5 protein-coding genes are annotated in these 8,670 nt (G+C 70.4%); all 5 read left to right on the forward strand.

Annotated elements, in window-relative coordinates; genetic code table 11:
* Positions 1-346: 346 nt before the first annotated feature.
* Positions 347-2,026, forward strand: coding sequence for a choice-of-anchor J domain-containing protein (locus NON22_RS16060; protein ID WP_257387956.1), 1,680 nt, complete (start codon positions 347-349; stop codon positions 2,024-2,026).
* Between the two features lie 20 nt (positions 2,027-2,046).
* Positions 2,047-3,624: a sulfotransferase family protein gene (locus NON22_RS16065; RefSeq protein WP_257387957.1), complete on the forward strand. Its 1,578-nt coding sequence runs from the start codon at positions 2,047-2,049 to the stop codon at positions 3,622-3,624.
* 409 nt (positions 3,625-4,033) lie between these two features.
* Positions 4,034-7,021 (forward strand): ExeM/NucH family extracellular endonuclease, encoded by a 2,988-nt coding sequence (locus NON22_RS16070; protein WP_257387958.1) that lies wholly within the window; start codon positions 4,034-4,036, stop codon positions 7,019-7,021.
* Positions 7,022-7,181: 160 nt separating this feature from the next.
* The gene (locus NON22_RS16075; RefSeq protein WP_257387959.1) at positions 7,182-7,745 is read left to right on the forward strand and encodes an ECF-type sigma factor; all 564 of its coding nucleotides are present in this window, start codon (positions 7,182-7,184) and stop codon (positions 7,743-7,745) included.
* Positions 7,742-8,670: serine/threonine-protein kinase (locus tag NON22_RS16080; RefSeq protein WP_257387960.1), on the forward strand; the 929-nt coding region annotated here is incomplete at its 3' end. The genes NON22_RS16075 and NON22_RS16080, both read left to right, overlap by 4 nt.

Consider the following 8,670-nt stretch of genomic DNA (forward strand, 5'->3'; position numbering starts at 1 on the left):
GGGCCAATCGGCAACATCCCACCCGCCGAAGCCGAAGCGAACTACTATCAGCAGCAGCGTGAGCTCGCCATGGCGGCGTGACTCACACCAACGAGTCTCCGGGATTCCCGGGGCGGTTCAGTTCGGACTTCTGCCTGCCCATACTGCGTGCCTCCGCGGAAACAGAGGCCAGCATTCGGGCTTCCGGAAAACGCCGAAAGATGGGCTCGCCGGACGCTTACGGTTCTGGCGCGAACGCGCCGGAACGTCCATTCGAGCCTTCAGCCCGCATGCGTGGACATCCATCGGAACCGGCCGCCAGAGACGGGTCGCAGCGCGTTCGACCGTCGACTTCCAGGGGTTATCCATGTCCTACTCGTTGCGTCGCCATGCCTTGGCTACCGCAGTCGCTCTCGCGTTCTCGTCATCGTCGATGGCGGCCACGCTGTTCCTCGAAGACTTCCAGACCCGCATCGATCCCGATACCCAGCAGCCCGTACTGCGCTGCAGCGGTCCCGGCGGCGCGGGCACTTATCCCTTCCCGAGCGGATGGCTGCTGCGCAATGTGGACAACCGCACGCCCGCGGCCAGCGTCGCCTACGTCAACGAAGCCTGGGAAGTGCGCGAGGACTTCCAGACCGACGTCACCAACTGCGTCGCCTTCGCCACCTCGTGGTACTCCCCGGCCGGTACGGCGAACGACTGGATGTGGACGCCGGCCATCGGTCCGATACCGAACAACAGTTCGCTGTCCTGGCGCGCCAAGAACTACGACCCCGCCTATCTCGACGGTTACGAGGTGCGCGTCATGACCGCACCGATCACGCCGACCGGCGGCACCGGCACGATCGGCAACCAGATCACCAACAGCGCAATCGTGTACTCCACCGGCGCCGAGCCGGCCGCCTGGACCAGCCATTCCGTGGACCTGGCGGCGTACGTGAACCAGACGATCTACGTCGGCTTCCGCCTGACGTCGACCGACAAGTTCCTGCTGGTCGTGGACGACGTCACGGTCGCCAGCAATACCGTCGATCTCGCGGCTCTGGCGGCGACGACGCCGCCTTTCGCCGTGGAGTATCCCCGCGTGCCCGAGGGCGTCAGCGTCGACGCGAACTACCAGGTCGCGGTCAAGAATGTCGGCGGCACGACCCTGACCAATGTCGCCGCCACCGCGCAGCCCACGCTCGACGGTGCGCCGCTCGGGGCGCCGCTGACGGCCTCGAGCATCCCGACCCTCGCGGGCAACGCGACGCAGACCATCGCGTTCACCCCGCCGACGGTGCTGTCCACGCCGGGCGTCTGGGGCGTGACGTATACCGCCACGTCGGACCAGAACGCGCAGGACACGGATCCGAGCAACAACGCACTGACAACGACCGTGACCACGATCGGCGGCAACGTCTGGAGCCGCCACGAAGGCGCCGTGAGCGGCACCTTGGGCATCGGTGCCGGCAACGGCGGCGAGCTGGGCACCTCGTACACCCTCACCCAGACCGCCACGTTCGAGGGCATCCGCTTTGCATTGGGTCCCGTGACCGATCCGGAACCGCCCGATCCGCCGAGCAGCTGGCCGGGCCAGAACGTGGTTGCCAACCTGCGCGCGACCGGCGCCAACGGCAAGCCGGCGGCAGTGATCGCCACGACGCAGGCCATCGTCAGCACCTACATCGGCGGCATCTACGACGCGAAATTCGTCGGCGGACCGCAGACGCTGGCACCGGGCACTTATTTCGTCAGCGTAGTCGAGCCGACCGGCACCGGTGGGCCCATGCCGCTGCAGCTCAGCCTGGGCCGTTATGTCGATACCGCGAACTGGGTGAACTGGCCGACCAGCCCCAGCGGCGACTGGGCGAACCTCTCGGCCTTCGGTGCCAACTTCCAGCGCGTGCCGCATGTGTCGCTGCTGAGCGAAGTGTCGTTGTTCAAGGACGACTTCGAGCAGCATGCCGATGTGCCTGTGTCCCGGCCGGCCGGCGCAGCGCCATCGCCGACGACGCGCAACCCGGGCGAACGCGCCGCGCTCGCGCTGCCGCCACAACGATGAGCACGTCGCTCTAGCCGACCGTGCGCGACGAACGACGCCGCCGTCGCATCGACGGCCATGTCAGCCAGGGCCGCCTCGATGCGGCCCTGGTCATTCTCGACAGCTGGCAGGCCGAGTCCCCGCGCGACATCGAACCGGAGCTGCTGCGCGCGCGCGTCGAGCTGTTCGGCGGTCGCTACGTCGCGGCGCGCACCCGTTTCCTGGCTGCCGTGCGCGACCGCGCCGTGCCGCCGCTGCTGGCTCCCGAAGTCGTCGAAGGCTTGCGCCTGTTCGTCGCGCACGATGCGCTTGCGCACTGGGCGCGGACCTATCCGCATCGCGCCCTGCTCGCCCCCGCTGACCAGGCTCGCACGGCCGCCGCGCTCAGCGCGATCGGCGCGCACGCACTCGCCCGCGCCTGGGCCGACGCCGCCGTCGCCGCGGCGCCCGACGACGGGGTATGCCGCGTCAACCGCGCGCTGATCCACCAGTACGCCGGTGCATTCGACGAAGCCCGCGCCGACCTCGACCAGGTGCTCGGCACGCCGCAGGAATCGGCGATGGGCTACTGGCTGCAAGCGCGCCTGCGCCGGCAGACCGCCGACGCCAACCACGTCGCCGTGCTGCGCGAGCGCCTGCAGCGCCCGCTCGATCCGCGCGATCGCGAACTGCTGCAGTTCGCGCTGTTCAAGGAACTCGACGACCTCGGCGACACCGACGCGGCGTGGGACGCCCTGTCCGCCGCATGCGCTTCCGCCCGTGCCCGGGCGCACTACGACCACGCACGGCAAGAGCGCCTGTTCGCGCTGCTCAAGCGCCCCGTGAATGCGCCCGCTGCGGCGCCGCAGGCGCACACCGCGACCGCGTCCGGCGCGCAGCGCCCCGGTGACCACATCCCGATCTTCATCGTCGGCCTGCACCGCTCCGGCACCACCCTGCTCGAAAGCATGCTCGGTACGCACCCTGGCGTGCACACCTACGGCGAATCACCGCGCCTGACCGCCGCGCTGCGCCACGCCGCAGACTACTACTGCCCAACCCTCATCGACGAACCGCTCGCGCGACGTCTGCCGCAGCTCGACCACGACCGCGTGCGCGAACAGTTCATGGCCGAAGGGCACCACGCCATCGGCAGCGCCACCCACGTCACTGAAAAGCGGCCCGACAATTTCCAGCTCGTCGGCGTCATCCGTCGCGCGTTCCCCGACGCCAGAGTGCTGCACCTGCGCCGCGATCCCATGGACGTCTGCTTCGCCAACCTGCGCGAACACTTTCCCGAAACCATCACCCACACCAACAGCCTGGACGACCTCACTCACTACCACGGCCTCTACCGCGACCTCATGGCCCACTGGCATGCCGCGTTTCCGGGCTTCGTGCTCGATGTCGACTACGAGGACCTCGTCACCGATCCGCGCGGAACCTCACACCGCGTGTTCGACTTCTGCGGACTGGAATGGGACGACGGCGTCATCGATCCCGCGCGCTGGCGCGCACGGTCCATCACCACGCTGAGCTCCGCGCAGGCGCGCAGCACCGTCAATCGTCACAGCGTGGGAAGGTGGCGGGCGTATGCGCGATGGCTGGAGCCGCTGCGGCAAGCGCTCGGCGCATGGTGATAGTCCGGAGTCGCCACAGCGCCTCGAACGGCGATCCGAGCGACGTACGGCGGCAGCCGCTGACAGGGCGACGAGCGAGCCGCCGCGCGGGCTCGCTGGAGAAGCGTTCCGGAGCCGTTGCCGATTCATCGTCCACGCCGATCGACGATATACCGGGGCTCAGCCGCGCACGCCGGGCATCGGCTGCACGGCATGGGACAGCGGCGGGCCGTTTCTTCTGACGCGCGTCTGCCTCGTGCGCGACCCCGCGTAAGCCCGCCGTCAATCCATTGACGGATTCCGATCATCGCAGTGTCACCGGCATGTCGCCGCGGAATCCCATGCTGCCGTCGGGCGGCCGTCGCTGTCCGCGCCAGGGCGGCGCGCACGCGACGCCGCCTCGTCGACACTCTTCAGGGGATGGTGCACCATGAATTCCGGACGACGCCCGCACGCGCGGGCCTTCGCCATCTGCAGCCTGCTCGCCTTCGCCGCGCTACCCGCGTCGGCGCAGGTGGTGCTGACCACATCGGGCACGCCGTATACGCAGAATTTCGACACCTTGCCGGCGAGCGGCAACGCGACCTGGAGCAACAACGTCACCTTGACCGGCTGGTACCACGCGCGCACCGGCTCGGGCTCCACCGTCGTCGCCGACACCGGCGCAAGCAATGCGGGCAATCTCTACAGCTACGGCGCCTCGGGCAGCAGCGACCGCGCGCTCGGCTCGGTCGGCTCGGGCAATGCCGCCGTCGGCAATCTGTTCTACGGCCTGCGCCTGAAGAATGCGACCGGTGCGACGATCACCGCGCTCGACGTCGCCTATACCGGCGAGCAGTGGCGCAACAGCGCCGCGGCCGCGCAGACCGCCGCATTCTCGTATCTGATCGCCACGAGCATGACCGGCTCGCTCGCCGAATTCCAGAGCGCCGGCACGCCGGTCGCAAGCCTCGATCTCACGAGCCCGGTCACCGGCGGCAGCGCCGGCGCGCTGAACGGCAACCTCGCGGCGAACCAGGTCGCGCGCAGCTTCACTTTGAGCGGCATCAACCTGCCGAACGGCAGCGAGATCATGCTGCGCTGGGCCGATCCGGACCATGCCGGCGCCGATCACGGCCTGGCCATCGACAACGTCACGGTCACGCCGCAGGGCGGCGGACCGCAGCCGCTGAGCCTGAGCGTCGCCGATGCGAGCCGCGTCGAGGGCGACAGCGGCACGGCCGCTCTGACGTTCACCGTGAGCCTGTCTCAGCCGGCGCCGGCCGGCGGCGTCAGCTTCGACGTCGCGACCGGCGACGGCAGCGCGACCGCGCCGTCGGACTACTCCACGCTCAGCCTGAGCACGCAGACGATCGCGGCAGGCGCGAGCAGCGCGACCTTCGACGTCGTCGTCAACGGCGACACGCAGGCCGAGCCCGACGAAAGCTTCGTGGTCACCCTGAGCAATCCGGTCAATGCCGTCATCGGCGACGGCCAGGCGACCGGCACGATCATCAACGACGACGCGCTGCCGCTCGCAAAGATCCACGACGTGCAAGGCAACGGCGCGACGACGCCGGTCGGCGCCGGCGTCACCGTCACGGTCGAAGGCATCGTGACCGCGAGCTACCAGGGCAGCGGCCAGCTGTCGGGCTTCTTCCTGCAGGAAGAGGACGCCGACGCGGATGCGGACCCGAACACCTCCGAAGGCGTCTTCGTCTACTGCGCCTCCTGCCCGACCGCGGTCAGCGAAGGTCAGCGCGTGCGCGCGAGCGGCACGGTCAGCGAATTCTTCGGCCTGACCGAGATCACCGCGAGCGCGCCGACGGCCGTCGTCGTGACCGACGCGGGCGACAACCTCGCCGCGCTGACCCCGGCCGCGGTCAGCCTGCCGGTCGCCGGCGACGTCGACGCGTTCTACGAAGCGCGCGAAGGCATGCTCGTGCGGTTCGCCGATCCGCTGTACGTGTCGGAATACTACGAGCTCGCGCGCTACGGCCAGATAGAACTGTATGCGGGCGGCCGGCCGCGCCAGTTCACCGAAGACAACGCGCCGAGCGCCGCCGGCAACGCCGCGCACCTCGCCGAGCTCGCGCGCCGCCGCGTGATCCTCGACGACGAGAACAACGTGGAGAACTGGCCGCTGACCCAGGCCGACGGCCGCCAGATCTTCTTCCACCCGCAGGCTCACGGCGGCTTCTCGGCCGGCACGCAGGGTGAGGACTTCTTCCGCGGCGGCGACCGCATCGACGGCCTGACCGGCGTGCTGCACTGGTCCTACGCCGGCTTCACCGGCACCGACGCCTGGCGCATACGCCCGACGCACGCGACGCCGGCGACATTCACGCCGGTGAACCTGCGCAGCGCGACGGCGCCGGCCGTGCCCGGCGCGATCCGCGCGGCCAGCGTGAACCTGCTGAACTACTTCACGAGCCTCGACACCACGGCCAGTTCGTCCTCGGGCCCCTGCGGCCCGGCCGGCGGCCAGGACTGCCGCGGCGCCGACAACGTCGCCGAGCTCGACCGCCAGCGCGAGCGCACGTCCCTCGTGCTCTGCGGCCTGGACGCCGACGTGGTCGGCCTCGTCGAGCTCGAGAACGCCGCGACGACGGCGCCGATCACCGACCTGCTCGGCGCGGTCAACGCGCGCTGCGCCGACGGCCATCCCTACGTGGCTGCCGACACGGCCGCGGCGCTCGGCACCGACGCAATCCGCGTGCAGCTGATCTACCGCAGCGGCGTGCTCGCACCGGCCGGCGGCGTGCTCAAGGACACCAACGGCACCCACAACCGCCCGCCGCTCGCGCAGACCTTCGATGTCGTCGATGCGGCGAACCCGGCCTTCGGTCAGCGCTTCACGGCCGTCGCGAATCACTTCAAGTCCAAGAGCTGCTCCAACGCGAGCGGCGCCGACGCCGACAGCGGCGACGGCCAGGCCTGTTATGCCTCGCGCCGCACGCAGCAGGCGACGCGGCTGCTGAGCTGGATAGCGAGCAGCGTCGTGACCGCGGCGAACGATCCCGACGTGCTGCTGCTCGGCGACTACAACGCCTATGCGCAGGAGACGCCGATCACGACCCTGACCGCGGCCGGCTACGTCGACCTGCTCGCGGCGCTCGGCGGGCCGCAGGCGTATTCCTACTTGTTCGACGGCCAGCTCGGCCATCTCGACTACGCGCTGGCCAGCGACAGCCTCGCGCCGCAGATCCAGGGCATCGCGCCGTGGCACATCAACGCCGACGAGCTGCCGCAGCTCGACTACAGCGACGACGTGCGCGACACCGGCGAAGCGGCCTACGAGGAAGAGCCGAACGGTTCGCTGCTGACTCCGCCGCGCACACTCGTGCTGGAGCAGAGCCCGTTCCGCGCCTCGGACCATGATCCGGTGCTGGTCGGCCTGTTCCCCGACGACGTGATCTTCCGCGGCGGCTTCGAGTGAGCCGGCGCCGCGCTGCAGGTCCTGCCGCAAGGCAGGCCTGCGGCGCGGCCGCGGCAGCCGGACTGCGAACGCCGCCACAGTTCGCCTGCGCGCCAGGTCCGTCCTCGCTGCGACCTGCGCGGCTTCCGCGCCGGCAGCGCCGCGCTACCATGTCCCGGCCATGCTCGCGACGTCCGACATCACTGCGCTGCTCGCCCAGGCCCGCAACGGCGACGAGCGCGCGGTCGACCGTCTGCTGCCGCAGGTCTACGAACGACTGCGGCAACTCGCGCATCGCTATCTCGCCGGCGGCGGCCACCAGACCCTGAGCACGACGGCACTGGTCCACGAGGCGTACCTGAGTCTCGTCAACCAGCGCGACGCGGTCTGGCAGGACCGCGCGCATTTCCTCGGCTACGCGGCCACGGCGATGCGCCACATCCTGATCGATCACGCGCGGCGCAAGTCGGCGCAGAAGCGCGGCGGCGGCCAGTTCGCGCTCGACTGGCATTCCGCCGACATTCCGGTCGAATGCATCGCCGGCGAGATGGTCGCGCTGGACGCGGCGCTGGCGGCCCTCGGCGCGCTCGACCAGCGACTGGCGAAAGTGGTCGAGCTGCGCTTCTTCGCCGGGCTGTCGGTGGAGGAAGTCGCCGCCGTGCTCGGCATCACGACGCGCAGCGTCGTGCGCGACTGGAACAAGGCGCGGCTGTTCCTGCACCACGCGCTGGAAACGACCGCGTGAACCCGGCCGTCGCGGCCCGCTGGCAGGAGCTCGCGCCGCTGCTCGACCGCCTGCTCGATCTCGATCCGGCGCAGCGCGACGCGCTGCTCGCGCGCGACGTCGCCGACGAATCGCTGCGCGCGTTGCTGCGCGAACTGCTCGCGCGCGAGGCCCAGCCGGGCATCCTCGATCGCAGCGGCGCCGACTACGCCGAATCACTGATCGCCGCGGCGGCCGCCGCGCCGCTGACCGTCGGCGCCTATCGCGTGCTGGACCTGATCGGCGAAGGCGGCAGCGGCAGCGTCTACCGCGCCGAGCGCGAGGTCGACGGCTACGTGCAGCGCGTCGCGCTGAAGCTGCTGCGCGTCGGCCTGCGCGATCCGCAGGAACAGGCGCGCTTCCGGCGCGAACGGCGCATCCTCGCGCGGCTCGAACATCCGGCCATCGCGCGGCTGATCGACGGCGGCTTCACCGCCGAAGGCGTGCCGTGGTTCGCGCTCGAATACGTCGAGGGCGAGACCATCGTGCGCTGGTGCGACGCGCGCGCGCTGCGTGTGGACGAGCGCCTGCGCCTGTTCGCCGACGTCTGCGACGCGGTCGAGGCGGCGCATCGGGCGCTGGTCGTGCATCGCGATCTCAAGCCGGCCAACATCCTCGTCGACGCGCAGGGCCGGCCGCGCCTGCTCGATTTCGGCATCGCCAAGCTGCTCGACGATTCCGAGCGCGAAGACGACACGCGCACGGGCCTGCGCCGGCTGACGCCGGCCTACGCGGCGCCGGAGCAGTTCAGCGGCGACGGCATCACGACGGCGACCGACGTCTATGCGCTCGGCGTGCTGCTGCACGAGCTGCTGACCGGCCAGCGGCCGGCGCTGCGCCGCGGCGATGCGACGCGGCGTCCGTCGCAGCTCGCCGACGATGCGGCCGCCGCCGCCGCGCGCTCGAC

Source organism: Tahibacter caeni (genome assembly GCF_024609805.1).
Lineage (GTDB): Bacteria > Pseudomonadota > Gammaproteobacteria > Xanthomonadales > Rhodanobacteraceae > Tahibacter > Tahibacter caeni.